Source organism: Archangium gephyra, from assembly GCF_049060025.1.
GTDB classification, from domain to species: domain Bacteria; phylum Myxococcota; class Myxococcia; order Myxococcales; family Myxococcaceae; genus Archangium; species Archangium gephyra_A.
Map to the genome: position 1 here is coordinate 1,545,436 of NZ_JBMEQQ010000002.1, position 21,874 is coordinate 1,567,309.

Genomic DNA, 21,874 nt, shown 5'->3' on the forward strand with positions numbered 1-21,874 from the left:
CTCCTCGTTCTGAGCAAGGCAGATGCCAAGGATGTGAGGAATGGGCTTCTCGGAGTGGCCGGAGCAAGGCCGCCGGGAGAAGGCGGTATGTCGGAGCGGCTTTGACGTGTCAGCCGCCCGCATTGACACGTCAGAAGTCCAGCTCAGCGCAGGTACTCGGCGGGCAGGAACTTGCGCTTGTACGCCCTGAACTGGGCCTGGATGCCGCACAGCATGTTGTAGAGCAGATCGATCTCGAACTCGGCCAGGGTGCCGCGCAGTAGCTGCGCATCACACGGGGCCGGGTCCGACGTGCGACTGAAGGTGGTCTCGAGCCACCGGGTCACCTGATCCACCTGACCCTGGGTGCCGGCGCCGTACAGGCCCACCAGGTTCTGCGTGAGCAGCCGGAAGAAGAAGGGATAGCCGCCGTCCAGCGCGCCCTGGAGGGCGGAATGGTCGGTGGTGGCGAACAGGAAGGCGTCGAGCTGTTGCGAGGACATCGCCTCGTGGCGCTCATCGAGCGAGCGGACCTTGTCCTGGGCGTCCTTGAGGTTGCTCTGGGCCGTCTCGACGTTCTTCGAGTACTTGTCCCACTCCTCTTTCTTTTTCTTGTCCTTGTAGCCGAGGATCCGCTTCGCTTCTTCGACCTTCTTCTGCAGCAGGTTCGGGTCGGAGGTGCCGCCGCGCACGACCGTGTTCCGATCGCCCCACCAGGCCTTGGCATCCGTGGCGGGCTCCTTGCTCTTGGGAAAGGAGCCTCCCACGGTCACCGGCAACATGCGGGCGCCGGTCTCCGACGCCTTCTCCTCGATGTAGATGGTGGGCACGCCGAGGTAGGCCGCCTTCTCCATCTCGCCCGAGCGCAGGCCCACCTGCACGAGGGGGATGTTCCAGGTCGACAGGCGGCGGAACAGGTGCCAGAGCAGCAGCAGCTGGCGGAAGCGGCGCTCCGGACCCCCGAACCACTTATCCCGGGACCAGAAACCAATGAGGTTGTCCGCGCTGCCGCCCTGATAGGCCTGGGCCGCTTTGCCTCTGCTCACGGCCTGGTACTCGTCGAAGAGCAGCTCGTCGCCAATGGGCAGCACCGCGAACTTCATGCGCTGGCCGACGTAGCGCACGGTCTCGAAGAGCTGGGGGGTCATCAGGTGGTGGGGGTTGCGCTTCTTCTTGTCCAGGGGGGAGAAGAGATCCTCGACGTCCTCGCCCTGATCGCGCCGCTGGAGCAGGGTCTTTCCCGTGGTTCCCTGGAGCGTCTTGAGCTTGTCGCGCTCATCCCCGCTCAGGCCCCGCACCCAGACGAGCAGGACGCCCTGGGGAGACTGCTTCTGCAGGGACCTGAACAGCCGCTCGGCGGCGGCGGCGGCGTGCTGGCTCGCGTCGGCGTTCCAGGACGAGGAGGACACGGAGGCCCAGGTCTTCTTCAACACCGCGGGCAGCCGGTCCTGCTGGATCTTCTCGGCCACGATGCGCGTGCTCGCGCCGACCTCGGTGATGTTCGCGCGCTCCTTGTGGTTGAGGTAGGGCAGGTCCACCGCCCGGTACCACGTGCGCAGCTGCGCGATCCGGCCCTCGCGCCCCTCGGGCGCCTTCTCTCCCTCGCGCTCGAAGATGTCCGCGTTGACGAGCCACTTGCAGACCTGATTCGCATCGTAGGAGCGCTTGTTGGGCTTCTGGGGATCGCGTCCGGTGCCGACCGCGATCACCCGGACGCGCGCCAGCTTCTTGAGCTCCGCGAGCGTGGGGGCCGGCATCTCCGACTCGTCGGCCTTGCACACCACCAGCGCCGTCAGCTGATCCCTGGCCACGCCCAGCCCCCGGTAGAGCGCGAGCTTCTCCTGGCAGCCCGTGTCCTCGGGGTCCGTCACGAACACCAGCCGCGCGCTGGGCTCGAGCAGCAGGGCCATGCCCACCCCATAGGTGTCGCCCGACTGGTGGGAGTTCTGGCAGATGATCTGCTGGACCGGGGCGAAGCTCGCCCGCGCACCCGGACTTGGAGCAGCCCTGGCTCCAGATGGCCAGCACCTGCCAGGAGAAGCGCTCACAGCCCTTCTTGATGCACTTCAGCTTGTGCCAGCTCATGGTCGCTCTCGGGGGGGGAAGGGCGCTCCGGCGGATTCCTGGAAGGCGCGAACACTATAAAAATCCCGTGACGGCCCCGGGAAGACCGTCCCAGGTGATCTCCGAGGGGGCAACGATTCACGTCGACACGGGTTTGGGCTGGAGCGGACGCGAACCGCGGTGAAGGGGCAATGAGAAACTGGCCCCGCCGTCATCCATCCCGTACAGGTACCCCATGAGCACTCCGCCGAAATGCCCGAAATGCACCTCCGAGTACACCTACGAGGACGGCGCCATGTATGTCTGCCCGGAGTGCGCCCATGAATGGTCACGGGATGCGGGGGCGAACGCGGCCGAGGACAAGCCCGTCGTGCGCGACGCCTACGGCAATGAGCTCAAGGACGGCGACAGCGTCACCATCATCAAGGACCTGAAGGTCAAGGGCGCCTCCTCGGCGTTGAAGGTGGGCACCAAGGTCAAGAACATCCGCCTCGTCGACGGCGATCACAATATCGACTGCAGGATCGACGGCTTCGGCGCGATGCAACTGAAGTCGGAGTTCGTGAAGAAGGCCTGAATCGCCCTTCCCGCTGGGAGCCCCCAGCGTCTTGCCGCCAACAAGGGGGGTCCACATCTCGCGACGCTCCCTCCGCCTCCCTGCTATACGGCCATCGCCCCCAGCGCCTCCATTCTCCCAACGCCACCGGGACTCCCCGAGGGCGGGCGCTGTTAAGTGGTGCAGATGGCCCACCTTCCCGCATCCCCATGGGCACGTCCCGGTTGCCCGGCCCGTCCATCGCCTCCTCGGAGGGCACGATGAGCCACTCCTTCAGGGCCCCCTCGGTGGACGAGACTCAGCTCGTCCAGCTACTCGCCAACCATGCCGTCGATGCGTTCTACATGATGGACGCCGAGGGCCGCGTCACGTACGCCAACCCCGCTGCCGAGCAGATGTTCGGCTGGAGCCGGCAGGAGATGCTCGGGCGGGTCCTGCACGAGCTCATCCATCACCACCACCCCGATGGAACACCGTTCCCCATGGACACCTGCCCACTCGGACAGGTGATGAGCGAGGGGCGGCCCGTACGGGACCACGAGGACGTCTTCATCCACCGGGAGGGCTCGTTCATCCCCGTCTACTGCTCCAACGCGCCCATCCTCGCCGAGGGGCGCATCGTGGGCGCGGCGCTGGTGGTGCGAGACATCTCCGCGCGCAAGCGCACCGAGGAGGCCCGGTCGGAGCAGGTGCGGCAGTTCCAATTGTTGACCGACACCCTTCCCCACCTCGCCTGGATCTCCCGGCCCGACGGCACCTGCGAATACACCAACCGGCCCTGGTACGAGTACACCGGCCTCTCGAGGGAGGAGTCGCTCGGGTACGGCTGGACGCGCGCGATGCACCCGGAGGACCTGCCGCGCATCCTGGAGCAGTGGCAGCGGACGCGGGAGACCGGGGTGGGCCACGAGGTCGAGCTGCGGCTGCGCCGGGCCCGTGATGGAGCCTGGCGGTGGTTCATCGCCCGGGCCCAGGCCGCACGAGCCGCGGATGGGAGCGTCCTGCAGTGGATCGGCTCCTGTACCGACATCGATGATCAACGGCGCGCCGGCCAGGAGCGCCTGGAGTTGCTGCGGCGCGTGCAGGCGGCCCACGCGGCGGCCGAGGAGGCCAACCGGCTCAAGGATGACTTCCTCGCCACCGTGTCCCATGAGCTGCGCACGCCGCTGACGGCGATGCTCGGCTGGCTCCAGCTCCTGCGCACCGGGCGGCTGTCCGAGGAGAAGCGCGCCCGGGCCCTGGAGACGGTGGAGCGCAACGCCCGCTCACAAGCCCAGGTCATCGAGGACCTGCTGGACATCTCGCGCATCATCACCGGCAAGCTCCGCCTGGAGCCCGGGCCCCTGGACCTGAAGGACATCGTGGAGGCCGCGCTCGAGTCCACGCGGCCCCTCGCCGACACCAAGGGCGTGGTGCTGGAGCTGGAGACGGGCGCGGAGTCCCTGCCCATGTGGGGCGACGCCGGGCGGCTCCAACAGGTGGTGTGGAACCTGCTGAGCAACGCCATCAAGTTCACGCCCCGGGGAGGCCGCGTCACCGTCCAGTTGCGCCCGCTGGAGGGCTCGGCGGAGCTGCGGGTGACGGACACCGGCATGGGCATCGCCCCCGCCTTCCTGCCCCACATCTTCGAGCGCTTCCGCCAGCAGGACAGCAGCAGCCGCCGGGCACATGGCGGGCTCGGACTGGGGTTGGCCATCGTGCACCACCTCGTCGAGCTGCACGGGGGCCACGTCTCGGCGCACAGTCCGGGAGAGGGCCTCGGCGCGAGCTTCGTCCTGCACCTGCCCCGCAGGCCCCGCCCCGCCCCGCAGGCTCCACTCCCTGCCCCCGTGGACGCGGTGGCCGCGGTGCCTCCGGCCAGCTCCCAGCTCGCCGGCCTGCGCCTGCTGCTCGTGGAGGATCAGGAGGACACGCGGGAGATGATCCGCCTCCTGCTGGAGAGCCACGGGGCCCAGCTCCGGGCGGTGGCCTCCGCGGCCGAGGCCTTCCACTGCCTTCGGGAGTGGCGGCCGGACCTGCTCGTCTCGGACATCGGGCTGCCCGGGGAGAACGGCTACGAGCTCCTCCAGCGCATCCGCGCCCTGCCCACCGAGGAGGGGGGGCGCACCCCGGCCATCGCGCTCACCGCCTACGCTCGGGCCGAGGACCGGGAGCGGGCCCTGCTCGCGGGCTTCGACATGCACGTGCCCAAGCCCATCGAGGAGGCGGAGCTGCTCGCCGTCCTCACCGCCGCCGCCGAGCGCCCCCAGGGACGGTAACCGCGGAGACAGTGCCGGACACTCCGGCCGCCCGCCCGGCGATCGGGCAAGCACCGGAAGCCCTCTTGTGCTGTCGAAGGGTCAACGGCAGAGGGGCGGGAGGGCAGGCATGACGGCAGGCCCTGGTGCCTGCCCGGAATGGAGGCATCGACCCCCGGTACAGTTCTTGGGCGGGTGGACAGTCCCCATCGTGAGGGAATGGCTTATGTCATTGAGCTGCCTGAGCACCTGTTCTCAGTGATGGACGAGCTGTCCCGGCGCACGTCCACGACCATCCACCTGATGCTCGAGCGGATCGCGGAGCTGGCGGATACCTTGCCGCGGGATGACGAGCGGTGGAAGCAGTTCGCCTATCACGATGGCCAGGGGATGCGCTTCTACGTGCATGGCTGCTGCGTGCAGTTCCGCCTGGAGCCGGAGGAGAAGCGCGTCGTGGTGTACGGGATCAGCCGTGTTCTCGTGCGGCTCCCCTACGAGATGCCCGACTTCGGAACCGGCTCCGAGGGCTCTCCGGCGCAACAGTAGGGCCATCGGCGCCGGAAGGGACTGGTGCGTCCAGTCGCTCTTCAGTACGAAGTGTTCCCGATGGCGACGACCCGGAAGAAGAACGCCCCCACCCCTCCGGCCGAGAGTGGCACGGCCAGGGACGTCCAGCGGCCTCCCGCGGAGACCCTCCACGCGGAGGAGCTCGAGAAGCTGCGCGCCCAGGATGACGCGCCGAAGCCTCCGGGCTGGAGCCTGTCCCTGCACGCGGTGCGCCGCTTCATCCTCGGAGACGAGGCCCTGGGCGTGCAGCGCAAGTTCGTGGGCAACCCGAGCCTCGTGGACCGGGCCATGGTGACGCTGGCCACCAACCGGGGCCTGATGCTCGTGGGCGAGCCCGGCACGGCCAAGAGCCTCCTGTCCGAGCTGCTCGCCGCCGCCATCTCCGGCACCTCCACGCTGACCATCCAGGGCGGTGCGTCCGTCACGGAGGATCAGATCAAATACTCGTGGAACTATGCCCTCCTGGTGTCCGAGGGCCCCACGCCTCGCGCGCTCGTGCCCGCCCCGCTCTACACGGGCATGCGGGAGGGCAAGGTGGTGCGCTTCGAGGAGATCACCCGCTGCCCCCTCGAGGTGCAGGACTCGCTGCTCTCCATGCTGTCGGACCGGGTGCTGGCGGTGCCGGAGCTGCGGGACGAGGAGGCCATGGTGTTCGCGCGGGACGGCTTCAACGTCATCGCCACCGCCAACACGCGGGACAGGGGCGTCAACGAGATGAGCGCGGCGCTCAAGCGGCGCTTCAACTTCGAGACGGTCTTCCCCATCGGCGACTTCAACACCGAGCTGTCCCTGGTGCGCAACGAGACGAAGCGGCTGCTCGCGCGCTCGGGGGTGCCGGTGACGCCCTCGGAGGATCTGCTGGAGGTGCTGGTCACCACGTTCCGCGAGCTGCGGGCCGGGGAGACGAGCGACGGCCAGGCAATGGAGCGGCTGACGGCGGTGCTCTCCACGGCGGAGGCCGTCTCGGTGGCCCACGCGGTGGGCGTGCGCGGCTACTACCTGCGCGGGGATGGAGGCTCGGCGGCGGACCTGGTGGAGACGCTCGCCGGGACCGCGGCGAAGGACAGCCCCGAGGATCTCAAGCGCCTGCGCGCGTACCTGGAGCAGCGGGTGGCGCGCCGCACCGGCCCCCAATGGCGTGCCCTGTACGAGGCCCGCCACCTCCTGCCGGGCTGAGCACGTGCATATGCAGGGGACTCCGGGCCTCCATGTCGTCGGCGTGCGCCACCACAGCCCGGCGTGTGCCCGCGTCGTGCGGCACACGTTGCGGAAGGTGAAGCCCCGCCACGTGCTCATCGAGGGACCGGCGGACATGAACGCCCGCCTGGACGAGCTGCTCCTGCCGCACGAGCTGCCCCTCGCCGTCTTCAGCAGCTACCGCGACGAGGCGCGGACCCATGCCTCGTGGACGCCCTTCTGCGCCTACTCGCCCGAGTGGGTGGCCCTGACGGAGGGCAATGCCGCCGGGGCCCAGGTGCGCTTCATGGACCTGCCCGCCTGGGACAAGTCCTTCCACGGCGTGCGCAACCGCTACTCGGATGGGGAGCGCCGCACCACCCGCATCATCGAGACGCTCTGCCGCAAGCTGGGCCTGGAAGGCATGGATGCCCTCTGGGATCACCTCTTCGAGCAGCCGTGTGAGCTGGACGCCCTGACGGAGCGGCTGCGCGTCTACTTCGACTCGTACCGCGGCGAGGACGAGGTCACCGAGAGCGACCAGCGGCGCGAGGCCTTCATGCTGGCGCACGTGGAGGCCGCGCTGGCCCAGGGAGACGGCCCCGTGATGGTGGTGTGCGGTGGCTTCCACGCGCCGGTGCTCGCGCGGGCCGGAGTGAAGCCGGGTGCCACCTTCCCCGAGACGCCGGGCCACCCCTCCGCTCGCAGCTACCTCGTGCCGTACAGCTTCCGCCGCCTGGACTCCTTCACCGGCTACGAGTCCGGCATGCCCTCCCCCGCCTTCTACCAGGCGGTGTGGGAGCTCGGCCCCGAGAAGGCCCCGGAGCACATGCTCCGCGCCGCCGTCCAGCGGTTGCGCGGCCGGGGGCAGCACGTCTCCTCGGCGGACCTCATCGCCGCCTCCGTCATGGCCGAGGGACTCGGACGCCTGCGTGCCCACACGGCCCTGGCGCGCTCGGATCTGCTCGACGGGATGGCGGCCGCCCTGGTGAAGGATTCCCTCGAGGTGGCCCTGCCGTGGACGACGCGCGGCGTGCTCTCCCCGGACACGGATCCGCTCCTCGCCGAGGTGTTGCGCGCCTTCTCGGGCGAGCGCACGGGCCGCCTCAGCGAGCTCACTCCGAGGCCCCCGCTGCTGGCCGACGTGGAGCGCGTCCTGACCGCCCATGAGCTCCGGCCGCAGGGGCGCGCCCGGAAGGTGAGCGTGGAGCTGCGCGAGCCCGCGCACCTGGAGCGCAGCCGCGCGCTGCACCGGCTGCGGGTGCTCGGCATCCCCGGCTTCACGCGGGACGCGGGCCCCACCTTCCCCACCGAGCCCGTGCTCCAGGAATCCTGGACGTTGGCCCCCTCCGAGGACTTCATCTCCTGGGTCATCGAGGCCTCGGGCTGGGGGCCCACGCTGGAGGTGGCGGCCACCGGACGGCTCGAGGAGGCGCTCCTCACGGCGGGCCCGGACCTGAGCAAGCTCGCGCTGCTGCTCGCCGAGAGCCTCTTCACCGGCGCGAAGGGGCTGGCGCAACGCGTCCTCGAGGCCGTGGCCGCCCAGGCCCTGCACGAGCCGGATCTCACCCGCCTGGGCACGGCCCTGGAGCGGCTCCTCTCCATCTGGCGCCATGACGTGCTGCTCGGTGCCCAGGGCTCGGCCGAGGTGGGCGCCGTCATCGCGGCGGCCTTCGATCGGGGTCTCTGGTTGCTCGAACAGCTCGACGGGCCCGCGCTGCCCGCGGACGAGGGGCACCTCCGTGCCGTGGCCGCGCTGCGCGACACCCTGCGCTTCGCGGGCCCGTCCCTCGCGCTCGACGGGACGCATGCCGCCGCCGTGTTCGAACGCCGCATGGCTGATCTCCGCGCACCGCCCGCCGTACGAGGTGCCGCGCTCGGGGCGCTCTGGTCCCTGTCCCGCTTCTCCGACGAGGCGAGCGCCGAGGCCGCCGCCATTCGCGCCACCCGGTCCGCGGCCCGTCCCGCCACCCTGGGCGACTTTCTGGCCGGCCTGTTCCGGCTCGCCCGCGAGCAGGTGGTGCGCGCGCCTCCCGTCACCGCGGTGCTGGACGAGGTGCTCCGCGAGCTGCCCCAGGAGGACTTCCTCGTCGCCGTCCCGGCCCTGCGCCTGGCCTTCGGCTTCTTCCCGCCCCAGGAGAAGGAGGACATCGCCCGGATGATCCTCTCGCTCCACGGGAAGGACCCCTCGGGCGCGCGGGCGCTGATCCGCCTCGAGGTGGACCCGGCGCTCGTCGCCGCGGGCACGGCGCTGGACGAGGAGGTGGAGCAGGTACTGGGCCGCTACGGGCTGCTGCGGGCCCGTGAGGGAGGTGCGCGATGACAATGGATCCCCTGGCGCGCTGGCGCCTCGTGCTCGGCGAGGCGGCGGAGGGAGCCCTCGGCAACTGCCTGGACGCACAGGGCCGCGGCATGGACGCGGCGCTCGAGTGGCTGTACGGACGCGAGGGAGACCTCGCGGACCGGGACGTGCGCGGGCGCCAGGGCGGCACGGGTCCGTCCTCGCTCACCGTCCCGGACTGGATCAACGAGGTCCACAACCTCTTCCCCAAGGAGACCATCGAGCGCCTCGAGCGTGACGCCGTCGAGCGCTACAAGATCGACGAGGTGGTGACGCGCGCCGACGTGCTCTCGCGCGTGGAGCCCAACGAGACGCTGCTGCGTGCCGTGCTGCGCACCAAGCACCTCATGAATCCCGATGTGCTGGCGGTGGCCCGCCGCATCATCGAGAAGGTGGTGCGCGACCTCATGGAGAAGCTGGCCAGGGAGGTGCGCCAGACCTTCTCGGGCGTGCTCGACCGGCGCCGCCGCTCGCCCTTGAAGGTGGCACGCAACTTCGACTTCCGGCGCACGCTGCGGGAGAACCTGCACCGCTACTCCCCTTCCGAGCGCAGGGTCGCCATCGAGCGCGCCTCGTTCTTCTCACGCACCCGGCGCTTCACCGAGCGCTGGCAGGTCATCCTCCTGGTGGATCAGTCCGGGAGCATGGTGTCGTCGGTCATCCACTCGGCCGTCACCGCGGCCTGTCTGTGGGGGCTGCCGGGCATCCAGACGCACCTGATCGCCTTCGACACCGCCGTGGTGGATCTCACCCGCGAGGTGACCGACCCCGTCGAGCTGCTGATGAAGGTGCAGCTCGGAGGCGGCACGGACATCCAGAAGGCGGTGGCCTACGGCGCGGGGCTCATCGAGGTGCCCCGTCGGAGCATCGTCGTCCTCATCTCGGACTTCTACGAGGGTGGGAGCCCCGAGATACTCGTGCGCCGGGTGAAGGAGCTGTGCGCCCAGGGAACGAAGGTGCTGGGGCTCGCGGCGCTCGAACCGGACGCGACCCCGAACTACGACCGGGACCTGGCCCGGCGGCTGGTGGACGTGGGCGCCCACGTGGGAGCGATGACGCCCGGCCAGCTCGCGGCGTGGATCGCCGAGAAGGTGCGCGCATGAGCCGCCCGGATCTGCTCGGCCTCACCCCGCAGGCCATCGCGAGCGTGTCCAACCTGGGGCTCGTGAAGCGCGCGCAGAAGGAGCTCGAGCAGGGCAAGGGTCCCCGGCTGGAGGAGCTCGCCGATGGGACGGTGGTGGGCACCTTCGAGGATGGGATCACGGCCCGGCTCGCCCCGGGCAAGAGCCTGAAGGACAGCCCCTGCACCTGCAACTCCACCACCGTGTGCCGGCACCGCGTGGCCGTGGCGCTGGCCTACCCGGCGTTCATCAGCGCGTCGAGCACGGCCCCCGCCCCGGAGAAGGCCTCGGAAGCCGCGCCGGAGCCGCCCTGGTCTCCGGGCTCGGTGGAGGACAGGACGCTGGCGGAGCTGCTCCCCCGCCGCTCGCTGGAGCGGGCCGAGTCCCTCCGGGAGCGCGGCTACCTCGCGCAGGTGCGCCGGGGGACGTTCGTGGGCGAGGACCTTCCCAGCGTGGCGCTCGCCACGTGCACGGTGCGCTTCCTCGTGCCCCGGAACCTGGGCTACGCGCGCTGCGACTGCTCGGTGGGCACCGGCTGCGAGCACCTGCCGCTCGCCATCTGGGCCTTCCGCGCCGCCGACGAGAAGGACCCCACGAGCCGCGAGCTTCTCCGTCGAGGTGGCGAACCGGCACGCCGCGTCGAACGAGGGCGGACCGGCGCTGGATGCCGCGAGCGATCTCGCCAGCTTCCTCCTGCTGGAGGGCGCCCAGCACGCCAGCACCGGCCTCGCGGGGCGCTTCGCCGTGGCGCGCTCGAGCCTCGCGGACGTGAAGATGGCCTGGCCGCTCGCGGCGCTCGATGAGATCGAGGATCTGCTCGGGGCCTACGTGGGCCGCGGTGCCCGCTACGCCCCGGCGAAGCTCGCGGCCACCCTGGCGGCTCTTCGCCCGGCTGCGCGCCGCACGCATCGAGGGCGCCGTCCCGCCTCGCGCGGTGCTGGGCATGGACGAGGCTCCCGAGACGAAGCTCGACTATGTCCGGCTGGTGTCGCTCGGGGCGCGGCTGTCCGCCGATGGCCAGGAGCGCCGCGTGGAGCTGGTGCTCGCGGATCCGGCCAGCGCGAGCCTCCTCGTGGTGCGCCGGGCCTTCACCTACGCGGAGGATCAAACCCCCGAGGACGGGGCCGACCTCGGACGCCGCCAGGGTGCCCCCGGCGCGACGATCGAGGCCCTCGCCCGGGGGCAGGTGGTGACCTCGGGCGCCACGCGCCGTCCGGATCGCCTCGTGGTGTTCTCCACGCGCGGGCTGCAACGCACCTCGGTGACCCCGCAGTCCGGGGACTGGAGCCTGTTGCCGGCGCCACTGCTCGTGAAGGACGTCTCCGCGCTGGAGGCCTCCCTGCGGGCCCGGCCTCCCCGCTTCCTCAGACCGCGCCAGCTCGCCGAGAACGTGCACGCCTTCGAGGTCTCCCGGGTGGTGGACGTGGCCTATGCGCCGGGCGCCCAGCTGGTGCGCGCGGAGCTGGAGGACGCGGGCGGGCATGGCTTCTTCGTGGAGCTGTCCCACCGCCGCGTGGCCCCCGGAGCGCTGGACGCGCTCGCCGAGGGGCTGGGCGGCAAACGCGGGCAGCTCCGTTACCTCTCGGGGGAGGTGCGGAGGACCGCCCGGGGGCTCGTGGTCGAGCCGTTGGCGCTCTCCTGCGAAGGCACGGGCGTGGTGGTGCTCGACGTGCAACCCGCCACCCGGACGGGGCCGCTGCGCACGGCGGAGGACAGGCCCCCGCTGCCACCCCTCCCGGCCGCCCTGGCCGAGCTGGAAGGCTGCCTGGCGGATGCGGTGCACCAGGGCCTGCGCCACGTCGTCCCCGCCTGGACGGCCCGGCTCTCCGCCGTGGCCGCGCGCGTCCGGGAAGCTCGGGATGAGGCGCCTGGCGGAGGACCTGGGAGCGCTCGCCACGACGCTGGACGCCGCCCGCGCGTCCGGCCAGCCCGGGGACGAGGCGGCGCTCGCGGCGGCCTGGGCCGATGCCGCCCTCCGCGTCACCGTGGGGCTCGAGCAGCTCGGGAGCTGAGGGTTCGGACCCTCGGGAATCAAACGGGCTGATGGTTGTATAAAGTTCTGGTTGCAAACCTCAAAAACCAAGGTACCTTGTATCCCACGAAGGCACCGGCAATCCCACACGGGCCGAGCGCTGGGGAGGCCGTTGGCATTCGGGAGGGTAACCACGGGCAGATTCCTCTTCATGACGTTGCAGGGTTCAACCTGTTGCATCCCACGGAGGTGTTCCGATGAACGACGAGCACAAGCCGGAGTCCACATACGGGGATGAGTGGTTCGCGCTCGAGGATGGACTCACGAGCTCACGCCGGAACGTGCTGGGTGGACGCTACGCGCCCCACCGCGCCTCCGTGACATCCGCCGCTCCCGCCACGATGCCAGCGGCGCGGCCCCTGACGCTGACGAGCACCCCGGAACAATCGGAGCTGCTGCGCGAAGCCCAGCGGATCTTCGATGCCATGGGCGCGCACCTCTCCCCGCGCATCAGCGCCGAGGAGGCCTCGGGGATGCGCTGGAAGTCATCCAGAAGATGGTGAAGGCGGGAGTGCCGAGGCGGAAGATCCAGGCGAGGATCCTCTCCACCCTCTTCTGGGTCAGCGCCCACTCGGTGCAGGACGGCGTCCACTCGCTGTTCGGGGCGGAGACGGCGGCCACCGGCAACAACAGCGGCCAGGGCCCCGAGTAGCACGAGCACCCGGGCGGGGCCTCCACGGCCCTGCCCTTCTTCAAATGGTCACTGTCGTGCACGCGCGTGACACGAGGTTGTAATCGTCGAAGTCCAAGGTAGCCTCCGCGGCCCATGGACACTCCCCTCTCGGCCCGGACCGCGATCCTGAGCGTGCTGATGCATGACAAGGGCTTCGGACTGGAGATCATCGAGAAGGTGCACGCCCGGACCGCTGGGAAGATCGTCCTGGACGAGGGCTCGGTGTACCCCGCCCTCAAGGCGCTCGAGCGCGAGGGCCTGGTGCGCAGCTTCGAGGGCGAGCCCCTGCCGGAGCGGGGCGGCCGTCCCAGGCGCTACTACGAGCTGACGGGAGAAGGCCGGCGCGCCGCGCTCGAGCAGAAGCGGGCCATGCCCGGACTGCTGAGACCCGCGAGCGCCTGCTGAGCCCAAGCCTGACGGGCGAGGAGGCAGGGCCAGGAAGAGCCACGGCACGCGCTTTTTCTGCGGTATAGGGGCTTCCTGGAGGTGCGAGCAGCGACATGACGGCGGAGCGGAATGCGGAGGAGCTCACGGCGCTCCTCGCCGAACAGCGGCGCGTGGAACACGCCCTGCGCATCTCGGAAGCCCGGTTCGCGGGCATCATCTCCCTGGCCGCGGATGCCATCATCTCCGTGGATGGCCAGGGGCGCATGACCCTCTTCAACTCCGGAGCGGAGCAGATCTTCGGCTATGGCGCCCAGGAGGTGCTCGGCAAGCCGCTGGAGCTGCTGCTCCCGGAGCGCTTCCGGGGCGGCCACCCCGCCCACCTCAAGACCTTCGGCGGAGGGCCCCATGCCTCCCGGAGGATGGCCGAGCGCCAGCCCATCTTCGGCCTGAGGAAGAATGGAGAGGAGTTCCCCGCCGAGGCCGCCATCTCCTGGATGGAGGTGGAGGGCGAGAGGGTGCTGACGGCCATCCTGCGGGACGTCTCGCTCCAGAAGCAGGTGGAGGCGCAACAGCGCTTCCTGGCGCGGGCCGGGGAGACGCTCTCCAGCTCATTGGACGCCGAGTGCACCCTGGCCTCCGTGGCCCGGCTCACGGCGGAGTCGCTGACGGACTGGTGCGTGGTGTACCTCTCAGAGGGCGAGCACGTGCGCCGGCTGGAGGTGGCGCACCGCCATCCCGGACAGCAGGAGCTGGCCAGGGCGCTGCGCGACTTCCGCATCGACATGCGCCAGCCCTTCCTCGCGCGCGAGGTGCTGGTGCGGCGCGAGCCCCTGCTCATGCCGCTCGTCACCCCCGAGGCGCTGGAGTCCATGGCCCAGGGGCACGAGCACCTGTCGCTGCTGCGGCGGATGGAGCCGCGCTCGCTCATGGGGGTGCCCATCATGAGCGGCGAGAAACTGCTGGGAGCGCTGGTGTTCGTCTCGACGCGCGCCGGACGGAGCCATGGCCCCGCGGACCTGGAGTTCGCGAAGGGGCTGGCACGGCTGGCCGGCCTGGCGATGGAGAACGCACGGCTCTACCAGTCCGCCCAGCGCGCGACGAAGGTGCGCGACGAGGTGCTGGGCATCGTGGCCCATGATCTGCGCAGCCCGCTCAACTCCATCTCCCTGTGGACCCAGGTGGTCGAGCGGCAGATCCAGAAGCTGGGAACGGCGGACCTCCAGACCCGGAGCCAGGAAGCCCTGGACTCCATCGCCTCCGCCTGCCGGCGCATGAGCCGCCTCATCCAGGATCTCCTGGACGTGGCCCGGCTGGAGGCGGGCCGGCTGGCCTTGAGCGTGAGCCCCCAGACGCCCGCCAGCATTCTCCGGGAAGCCGTCGATTCGGCCGGTCCCGAGGCCGCGGGGCACCAGCTCCGCATGGAAGCTCCCGAGGTGGCGCCCCCGGTGCTGGCCGATCGGGATCGGCTCCTCCAGGTCTTCTCCAACCTGCTGGGCAACGCGCTGAAGTTCACGCCGGCGGGAGGGGAGATCCGGGTGGGCGCGCGAGTGGAGGGCGAGCAGGTCCTCTTCTATGTGGGCGATACCGGTCCCGGCATTCCTCCCGAGTCGCTCGCGCACCTCTTCGATCGCTTCTGGCAGGCGAACCGGACGGATCGCCGCGGGGCGGGTCTCGGGTTGTCCATCGCCAAGGGCATCGTGGAGGCGCACGGGGGGAAGATCCAGGTGGAGAGCGAGCCGGGCCGTGGCAGCACCTTCTCCTTCACCGTGCCTCAAGTGCCCCGCCGCTGAAACACCAGGGCCTCCAGCACTGACTCCCCCTCGAAGGTGGGCGCGTAGCCGTCGGCGCGCCGGTCGAACAGCGTGCGGCCGAGCGTCTCCTCCACCCAGTCCAGCGGGCCTGACCGTTTCTGCACAGCCATTGCGCGAGGATGGCGAATGGTTGCGCGAATGGGCACGGGCTACTCAATGAGTGCACCAACTCCCAGGAGACTTTCATGACTGCCCCTCGCCCCCTTCTCTCCATGGCCAGCGCGCCGGCCCACCTCTTGCGCAACATCGCTCTCGCCACCTGCGCCATCCTGCTGGCCGCTTGCAGCACTCCTCGCGCGAGCGTCGGTCAAGACAACGCGGCAACCGCCAACGCGCAGACCGTCAAGGTCCGGCAGATCCGCAACGCCACCATCAAAGTGGAATATGCGGGCACGACCTTCCTGGTCGATCCCATGCTGGCGAAGAAAGGCGCCTACCCTGGCTTCGAGGGCACCTACAACAGCCACCTGAGAAATCCGCTGGTGGATCTGCCCATGCCCGTGAACGAGGTGATGAAGGCGGATGCGATCATCGTCACCCACACGCACCTGGACCATTGGGATGACGCGGCCAGGCAAGGCCTGCCCAGGAACCTGCCGATCTTCGCGCAGAACGAAGAAGACGCCGAAAGCATCCGCAAGGACGGTTTCACGGACGTGCGTGTGCTGACCGAGGACACCGTCTTCAACGGCACGCGCCTGAGCAAGACCGGCGGCCAGCATGGCGATGACAAGATGATGATGGCTGATCTCGGCAAACTCCTCGGCAAGGTATCGGGCGTGGTGTTCCAGCGCCCCGGCCACAAGACCGTGTACGTGGCCGGCGATACCGTCTGGAACCGCCATGTGGAAGAGGCGATCCAGAAGTACCAGCCGGAGGTGATCATCCTCAACACCGGCTATGCGCGCGTGCTCGGCTATGACGGTTCCATCATCATGGGCAAGGAAGACCTCCACCGCGCCTCCCAGGCCGCGCCGAAGGCCACGGTGATGGGGACCCACATGGAATCGGTCAACCACGCCACGCAGTCGCGCGAGGAGTTGCGTGACTACATCGCGGAAAAGGGCCTGGACCCGCGGCGCGTGCTGGTGCCGGCGGATGGCCAGGCGTACAGCTTCTGACTCAGCCCCCGCTGCCCGGCTGGAGGGGCTGTGCTGGCGAGGGGATGAGGATGAGCGTCTCCTGCGGCGGGATGAGGTACTCCGCGCCCTTCTCCGTCACCACGGCCATCTCCTCGACCGAGATCGTCTTCGTCTGGCCGGGAGTCGCGAGCTTCCAGGCGAAGAAGCCGTCGAAACCGAAAACCTGGCCGGGGCGGAGGGGCCGGAGCGCCCAGCCCTCGGGAGGCTTGCCCTTCTGCGCACCGGAGAGCGCCGGGCCCACGTCGTGCGCCCAATAGCCCACCGGGTGGCCCGTGCCCCACATCACCGGCTCCGAGCCCGCCTCGCGCATGAAGTCACGCTGGGCCTTGTCCACGTCGTAGCCTCGCACCCCCGGCTTCATCGCCGCGAGCGCCACGCGGCTGCCCTTCTTCGACTTCTCCCACTTCTCCAGCGCCTCGGCGGGAGGCTGCGTCTCGCCCGGAGCGAGCACGTAGGCGAAGCGCTGGATGTCGGTGCCCCACATGCCCTCCACCTTGATGCCGAAGTCCGTCTGGATGAAGTCACCCGGCTGGATGACGCGATCCGTGGCGTGCGAGTGGCCCCGGTCGGGCCCGGAGTTCACGTTGGGGTTCTGATCGGGTTGCCAGCCGTCCTCCACGCCCAGCTCGGCCATGCGCTTCTTGAGGAAGCGCGCCACGTCCGAGTCGCGCGTCTTGCCCGGGACGATGGTGCGGTAGGCCTCCTCCTGGAGCGAGGCCGTCAGCGCCGCGGCGCGCCGCATGATCTCCACCTCCTCGGGCAGCTTCACCGACAGCCACTCGAAGACGAGCTCCTCGGACGAGACGAGGCGGCGGCGCAGCGTGGGAGAGAGCGCCTCCTGGAGCCGCTCACGCTGCGTGGCCGACAGCCCATCCGCCACCGTGAGCTTGCGCGAGGAGTTCACCGCGATGCGCTGGGGCTTCGCCTCGGAGAGCGCCGTGGCTACCCGGGCGAACAGGTCCGTGCCGCGCTCCAGGGAGACCACCTCGTCGAAGGGGCCCACCTCCCGGAGTGCCGTGGCCTCGCCGGACGGAGAGAGCGCGAGCGCGCGCACCCCCTCCTTCTGCTTGAGGAAGAGGAAGGCCGCCTGCGCGCCGGTGTTCTCGCAGCCGACGTGCTTGGCCAGGGGATCGTTGTCGTTCTCGCGGCAGATGACGACCCAGGCATCCACCTTCGCCCGCTCCATGGCCTGCGGGAGCAACTGCTGGATGCGGAGCTTGCGGATGCGCGGCCAGGAGCCTCCGGGCGGGGGATTCGGCGGCGCTGGCGGGCAGGGCCGAGAGGAGCAGGAAGGCGGAGAGCAGGGCACGTCGCATCGGGATGGAGCCTCCAGGAGGAAGACCCATGGTGCCATAGTCCACGAGCGAGCAGAGGGGCGCCTGGAGAGCGTCCGGCCAGCCAACATCTCCTAGGGGCCGCGCGGGTGGGTGCTAATGTGCGCCGCGCATGAAGCGCATTCTACTGGTCCTGGTTGGGATTTTCGTCCTCGCGGTGGGCGCGGTTGCCGGCACGTTCTTCTGGGCGGAGCGCGAGGTCCAACGCGCCATGGCCCCGCCGGGCGCCCCCACCGTGGAGTTCACCGTTGCCAAGGGCACCACGGGCCGTGGCCTGGGCACCCAGCTCGCCGCCCAGGGGCTGATCCGTGACGTCCGCATCTGGCGCTGGCACCTCTACCGCCGCGGCCACTTCGCTCCCAAGGCAGGCCGCCACGCGGTGAGCCCGTCCATGACGATGGCGGAGCTGTCCACCGCGCTTGAGGGCAGCCCCATCCCCGAGGATGTCCCCTTCGTCGTCATCGAGGGCTGGCGCCTGCGCGACACCGACGAGGCGCTCGCCACCGCGGGCCTCATCAAGCCCGGCGCCTATATCGCCGCCGCCAGCGAGCCGAGCCGCTACACCGCGGCCTTCCCGCTCCCGCGCGCCACGCTCGAGGGCTACCTCTACCCGGAGACGTACCGGGTGGTGCCCGGCGCCTTCAACGTCCAGGAGCTCATCCAGCGCCAGCTCGACACCTTCGCCGAGCGCTTCTACACCCCGCACCGCGAGGCCCTCGCGAGCAGCGGCCGCAGCCTGCACGAGGTGGTGGTGATGGCCTCCATGCTGGAGCGCGAGGAGCCCGTGCCGGCGCAGCGTCCGCTGGTGGCGGGCATCCTGTGGAAGCGCGTGGACAAGGGCTTCCCGCTGGGCGTGGACGCGACGTCGCGCTACGAGCTGGCCGAGTGGAACGACCGGAAGGCCTTCCTCAAGCGCCTGCGCGATCTGGAGGACCCCTGGAACACGCGGCACCGCAAGGGCCTGCCGCCGGGGCCCATCGGCGCGCCCACGGTGGAGTCGCTCCGGGCCTCGCTCAACCCCAAGCCGAGCGAGTTCTGGTACTACCTCCACGACGCCGAGCGGCGCCTGCACCCCTCGCGCAACGCCGCCGAGCACGAGGCGCTGCGCAGCAAGTACAACGTCTACTGACGGCCCTCACGCCGAGGCGGCCAGCGGGGCCGTCTCGGACTCGGCGCCGGGCCGCTCGTCCAGGACGCGCTCCGGCACCTGGGCGAGCGCATCCCGGAGCACCTCCATCCCCGCTCCGGCCCGGCAGGCGCGCTCGCTGAGCACGCGCCGCCAGGCCCGCCCTCCCGGCTGCCCCGCGAAGAGCCCCAGGATGTGACGGGTGACGCGCGACAGGTGCACCCCGCGCGACAGCAGCTCCTCCACGTACGGCAGCAGCGCCTCCACCACCTGACGCCGCGTGGGCGCGGGGCGCTCCTCGCCGAACAGCAGGCCATCCGCGAGCGCGAGCATGTACGGGTTCTGGTACGCCTCGCGGCCGATCATCACGCCATCGGCCCACGCCAGGTGCTCGCGCGCGGCCTCCAGGGACTTCACGCCGCCGTTGAGCACGAGGGTCAGGTGCGGGAAGTCCGTCTTGAGCTGGCGCACCACGTCGTAGCGCAGCGGAGGAATCTCGCGGTTCTCCTTGGGGCTGAGCCCCTGGAGCCACGCCTTGCGCGCGTGCACGATGAAGGTGTCACAGCCCGCCCCGTGGATGGTCCGGACGAAGTGCGTCAGCAGCTCGTACGAGTCGAGCTCATCGATGCCCAGCCGGTGCTTGACGGTGACGGGCAGGCGGGTGGCGCCGCGCATGGCCTCGACACAGCGGGCCACCAGGTCGGGCTTCGCCATGAGGCACGCGCCGAACATGCCGTTCTGCACCCGGTCCGAGGGGCAGCCCACGTTGAGGTTCACCTCGTCGTAGCCCCACTGCTCCGCGATGCGGGCGCACTCGGCGAGCTGCTCCGGATCACTGCCGCCGAGCTGCAGCGCGATGGGGTGCTCTTCCTTGGAGAAGTCGAGGTGCCGCGCCTTGTCACCGTGCAGGATGGCGCCAATGGTGACCATCTCGGTGTACAGCCGCGTGCGCTTGGAGATGAGGCGCAGGAAGTAGCGGTCGTGGCGGTCCGTCCAATCCATCATGGGCGCGACCGAAAGGCGGTGGGCAGTCATCGGGTCTTCCATGCCGGGCTTCCGGCCTTCATGCAAGCGGCTCAACCGCACACACGGTGAAGAAAAAGCCCGTCAGACGGTAAGGGAGGAGGAATGCTCCCCCGCCGACTCGCTCTCCTGCCGGCCAGTCCGTCTATTCTCCCGCGCCTCCACACGAAAGGAGTTCGCGGTTCATGAAGCTCAACAAGGCAGTCCTCTGGCTTCCCTCCCTGGTGGTCCTCGCTGGGTGCCCTGGCGGCGATCCTGACGAGAAGCCCCTGCTGAACGCGGTCACCGTCACCTGCACCCCCGCCTCCGTGGCGGCCGGCCTGACGTCCCAGTGCACGGCCAGCGCCACGGACCAGAACGGCGATCCCTTCACGGTCTCCAGCTATAGCTGGGCGTCCAGCAACGAGTCCGTGGCGGACGTGGACGCGTCGGGCAAGGCCAACGCCCTCACCGCCGGGACGGCGTCCATCACCGCGAGCGCCACCGCGGACGGCGTCACCAGACAGGGGCAGGCCACCCTCACGGTCACCGGGTCCACGGCGGTGGGCACCATCCACACCCAGGACATCACCGCCAACGAGACCTGGCGCGCCTCCGGCAACCCGCACGTGGTGCGCGGGTACCTCTCGGTGGGCGGCGCCTCGGCCGCCACGCTCACCCTGGAGGCGGGGGTGGTGGTCCGCTTCGATGCGGACTACGAGCTTCGCATCGACACCAACGGGGCCCTGAAGGCGATGGGTACCGCGGAGGCGCCGATCCGCATGGTGTCCAGCCAGCTCTCGCCCACCAAGGGCCATTGGCGGGGCCTGGTGTTCGATTCGGCGGGGAGCGCCTCGGAGCTGAACCACGTCACCCTGAGCCACTGTGGAGATACGTCGGGCGAGGGCGCCTGCATCGCCATGACGAACAGGGCGACCCCCGTGCTCCGCCACGTGACGGTGCAGGACAGCGGCTCCGCGGGAGTCGAGGTGGCCGATGACGGCAGCGCCTTCGGGGCCGGGTCGACCACCCTCACCGTCCTCGGGAGCGAGAGCTACGCGGTGCGCACCGGCGCCAACGCAGCCGGGACGATCCCCACGGGCGGCACCTTCACCGACAACGTCCCCAACGCGATCGAGATCCGCGGCGACGTCTCGCGCACCCAGACGTGGCCGAACCTGGGCATCCCCTATGTCTTGAATGACTACGTCAACGTCGAGGCCGCCAGCGGCCCCATGCTCACCCTTCCCGCGGGCACGGTGCTGCGCTTCGGGGCGAACTATGCGCTGTCCGTCGGCGACAATGCCCCGGGTGGGCTCATCGTGGACGGCACCGCGGCCGCGCCCGTCCTCTTCACCGCCGACTCGCTCAGCCCCAGCCCCGGCCACTGGCGGGGCCTGCACCTGGGCAGCCAGACCTCCAACACCAGCCGCGTCTCCCATGCCACCCTCGAGTACGCGGGCGCGGGCGGCAGCATCGGCACGGGCAACCTGAACATCTACGGCAACGACACGGGCGGCGGCCCCCGCTTCGCCATCAACAACGTCATCGTGCAGAAGAGCAGCGAGCACGGCGTCTACCTGGATTACAGCGGAGCGTTCGGCCCGGGCTCGACCGTGCTGACGGCGCGCGACAATGGCAGCTACGCCATCCGGGTGGAGGCCAATCATGCCGGCTCGATCCCCACGGGCGGCACCTTCACCGGCAACGCGGTCAACGCGGTGGACATCCGCGAGGGCAACGTGACCACCACCCAGACGTGGCCGAACCTCGGGATTCCCTACGTGGTCAACAACTTCGTCCGCGTGGGTGCCGCCTCCAACCCCAGGCTGACCCTGCTCGCGGGCACGGAAGTCCGCTTCAGCCAGGGCTATGAGATCGAGGTCGGTGGCAGCCAGCCCGGCTCCCTGGTCGCCGTGGGCACCGCGGCGGCGCCCATCCGCTTCATCCCGAATACGGCCACGCCCACCCAGGGCCACTGGCGCGGGCTGCACTTCTGGGATGCCGGTGGGAGCAGGCTCGACTACGTGATCGTCACCCACTCGGGAGAGGGAGGCAGCATCGGCACGGGCAACGTGAACGTGTACCGCGAGATTGGCGCGTTCGTGACCAACAGCGCCTTCAACAACTCGTCGGGCTGCGGCATCACCGTGAGCGACGGCGGCTATTCCGGCAGCACCCCGGTGACGACGAACTTCACCCTGGCCACGTACAACAACACCTTCTCCGGCAACACCGGCGCGAACATGTGCGAGAACTGACGGCACCGGGCTGAACGAACCCGGGACTGACCCCGGCCCCCGCCGTCATACCGGGCGGCGGGGGC

The 21,874-nt window shown here is 70.1% G+C and carries 19 protein-coding genes; 15 read left to right on the plus strand and 4 right to left on the minus strand.

Features of this window, described 5'->3' with window-relative positions:
• Positions 1–143: 143 nt before the first annotated feature.
• On the minus strand, positions 144–1,889 hold the full coding sequence (locus tag ACN28I_RS06900; RefSeq protein WP_420941310.1) for a hypothetical protein: 1,746 nt from the start codon (positions 1,887–1,889) through the stop codon (positions 144–146).
• 389 nt (positions 1,890–2,278) lie between these two features.
• Between ACN28I_RS06900 and ACN28I_RS06905 the strand changes: the two genes are divergently transcribed.
• The 12 genes from ACN28I_RS06905 to ACN28I_RS06960 all read left to right on the plus strand — a co-directional run bounded on the left by ACN28I_RS06905 (position 2,279) and on the right by ACN28I_RS06960 (position 14,923).
• Positions 2,279–2,620, plus strand: coding sequence for a zinc ribbon domain-containing protein YjdM (locus ACN28I_RS06905; protein WP_420941311.1), 342 nt, complete (start codon positions 2,279–2,281; stop codon positions 2,618–2,620).
• Positions 2,621–2,859: 239 nt separating this feature from the next.
• Positions 2,860–4,857: a PAS domain S-box protein gene (locus tag ACN28I_RS06910; protein WP_420941312.1), complete on the plus strand. Its 1,998-nt coding sequence runs from the start codon at positions 2,860–2,862 to the stop codon at positions 4,855–4,857.
• A 198-nt stretch (positions 4,858–5,055) separates the two neighbouring features.
• Entirely contained in the window at positions 5,056–5,382 is a 327-nt protein-coding gene (locus tag ACN28I_RS06915; RefSeq protein ID WP_420941313.1) for a hypothetical protein, read from the plus strand.
• 60 nt (positions 5,383–5,442) lie between these two features.
• The gene (locus tag ACN28I_RS06920) at positions 5,443–6,579 is read left to right on the plus strand and encodes an AAA family ATPase (RefSeq protein ID WP_420941314.1); all 1,137 of its coding nucleotides are present in this window, start codon (positions 5,443–5,445) and stop codon (positions 6,577–6,579) included.
• 10 nt (positions 6,580–6,589) lie between these two features.
• Entirely contained in the window at positions 6,590–8,902 is a 2,313-nt protein-coding gene (locus ACN28I_RS06925; protein ID WP_420941315.1) for a DUF5682 family protein, read from the plus strand.
• Complete coding sequence (locus ACN28I_RS06930) at positions 8,899–10,023, plus strand: VWA domain-containing protein (RefSeq protein WP_420941316.1); 1,125 nt, start codon at positions 8,899–8,901, stop codon at positions 10,021–10,023. Before ACN28I_RS06925 ends, ACN28I_RS06930 begins: the two co-directional genes overlap by 4 nt.
• Positions 10,020–10,844, plus strand: coding sequence for a hypothetical protein (locus tag ACN28I_RS06935; RefSeq protein WP_420941317.1), 825 nt, complete (start codon positions 10,020–10,022; stop codon positions 10,842–10,844). Before ACN28I_RS06930 ends, ACN28I_RS06935 begins: the two co-directional genes overlap by 4 nt.
• Positions 10,845–10,879: 35 nt before the next feature.
• Entirely contained in the window at positions 10,880–12,085 is a 1,206-nt protein-coding gene (locus ACN28I_RS06940) for a hypothetical protein (protein WP_420941318.1), read from the plus strand.
• A 185-nt stretch (positions 12,086–12,270) separates the two neighbouring features.
• Positions 12,271–12,576 carry a hypothetical protein gene (locus ACN28I_RS06945; RefSeq protein ID WP_420941319.1) on the plus strand — a complete coding sequence of 102 codons (306 nt, stop codon included), beginning with the start codon at positions 12,271–12,273 and terminating at the stop codon, positions 12,574–12,576.
• A complete protein-coding gene (locus tag ACN28I_RS06950) occupies positions 12,570–12,725 on the plus strand; it encodes a hypothetical protein (protein ID WP_420941320.1) in 156 nt (51 codons plus the stop codon). The genes ACN28I_RS06945 and ACN28I_RS06950 overlap by 7 nt, the downstream gene beginning before the upstream one ends.
• 114 nt (positions 12,726–12,839) lie before the next feature.
• Positions 12,840–13,151: a PadR family transcriptional regulator gene (locus ACN28I_RS06955; RefSeq protein WP_420941321.1), complete on the plus strand. Its 312-nt coding sequence runs from the start codon at positions 12,840–12,842 to the stop codon at positions 13,149–13,151.
• 95 nt (positions 13,152–13,246) lie between these two features.
• Positions 13,247–14,923 carry an ATP-binding protein gene (locus ACN28I_RS06960; protein WP_420941322.1) on the plus strand — a complete coding sequence of 559 codons (1,677 nt, stop codon included), beginning with the start codon at positions 13,247–13,249 and terminating at the stop codon, positions 14,921–14,923.
• On the opposite strand, the gene ACN28I_RS06965 is transcribed toward ACN28I_RS06960, so the two are convergent.
• Positions 14,905–15,048 carry a hypothetical protein gene (locus ACN28I_RS06965; protein WP_420941323.1) on the minus strand — a complete coding sequence of 48 codons (144 nt, stop codon included), beginning with the start codon at positions 15,046–15,048 and terminating at the stop codon, positions 14,905–14,907. The genes ACN28I_RS06960 and ACN28I_RS06965 overlap by 19 nt on opposite strands.
• An 81-nt stretch (positions 15,049–15,129) precedes the next feature.
• Here ACN28I_RS06965 and ACN28I_RS06970 point away from each other — a divergent pair, with 81 nt between their 5' ends.
• A complete protein-coding gene (locus ACN28I_RS06970; RefSeq protein WP_420941324.1) occupies positions 15,130–16,065 on the plus strand; it encodes an MBL fold metallo-hydrolase in 936 nt (311 codons plus the stop codon).
• Between the two features lies 1 nt (position 16,066).
• On the opposite strand, the gene ACN28I_RS06975 is transcribed toward ACN28I_RS06970, so the two are convergent.
• Positions 16,067–17,272, minus strand: a complete 1,206-nt coding sequence (locus ACN28I_RS06975) for a M24 family metallopeptidase (protein WP_420941325.1) — start codon at positions 17,270–17,272, stop codon at positions 16,067–16,069.
• A 260-nt stretch (positions 17,273–17,532) separates the two neighbouring features.
• Here ACN28I_RS06975 and mltG point away from each other — a divergent pair, with 260 nt between their 5' ends.
• Positions 17,533–18,549, plus strand: coding sequence for an endolytic transglycosylase MltG (gene mltG / locus ACN28I_RS06980; protein ID WP_420941326.1), 1,017 nt, complete (start codon positions 17,533–17,535; stop codon positions 18,547–18,549).
• Positions 18,550–18,555: 6 nt separating this feature from the next.
• Here mltG and dusA read toward each other — a convergent pair whose 3' ends face one another.
• A complete protein-coding gene (gene dusA, locus ACN28I_RS06985; RefSeq protein ID WP_420941327.1) occupies positions 18,556–19,581 on the minus strand; it encodes a tRNA dihydrouridine(20/20a) synthase DusA in 1,026 nt (341 codons plus the stop codon).
• 173 nt (positions 19,582–19,754) lie between these two features.
• Between dusA and ACN28I_RS06990 the strand changes: the two genes are divergently transcribed.
• The gene (locus ACN28I_RS06990; protein ID WP_420941328.1) at positions 19,755–21,809 is read left to right on the plus strand and encodes an Ig-like domain-containing protein; all 2,055 of its coding nucleotides are present in this window, start codon (positions 19,755–19,757) and stop codon (positions 21,807–21,809) included.
• The last annotated feature ends 65 nt before the right edge of the window (positions 21,810–21,874 follow it).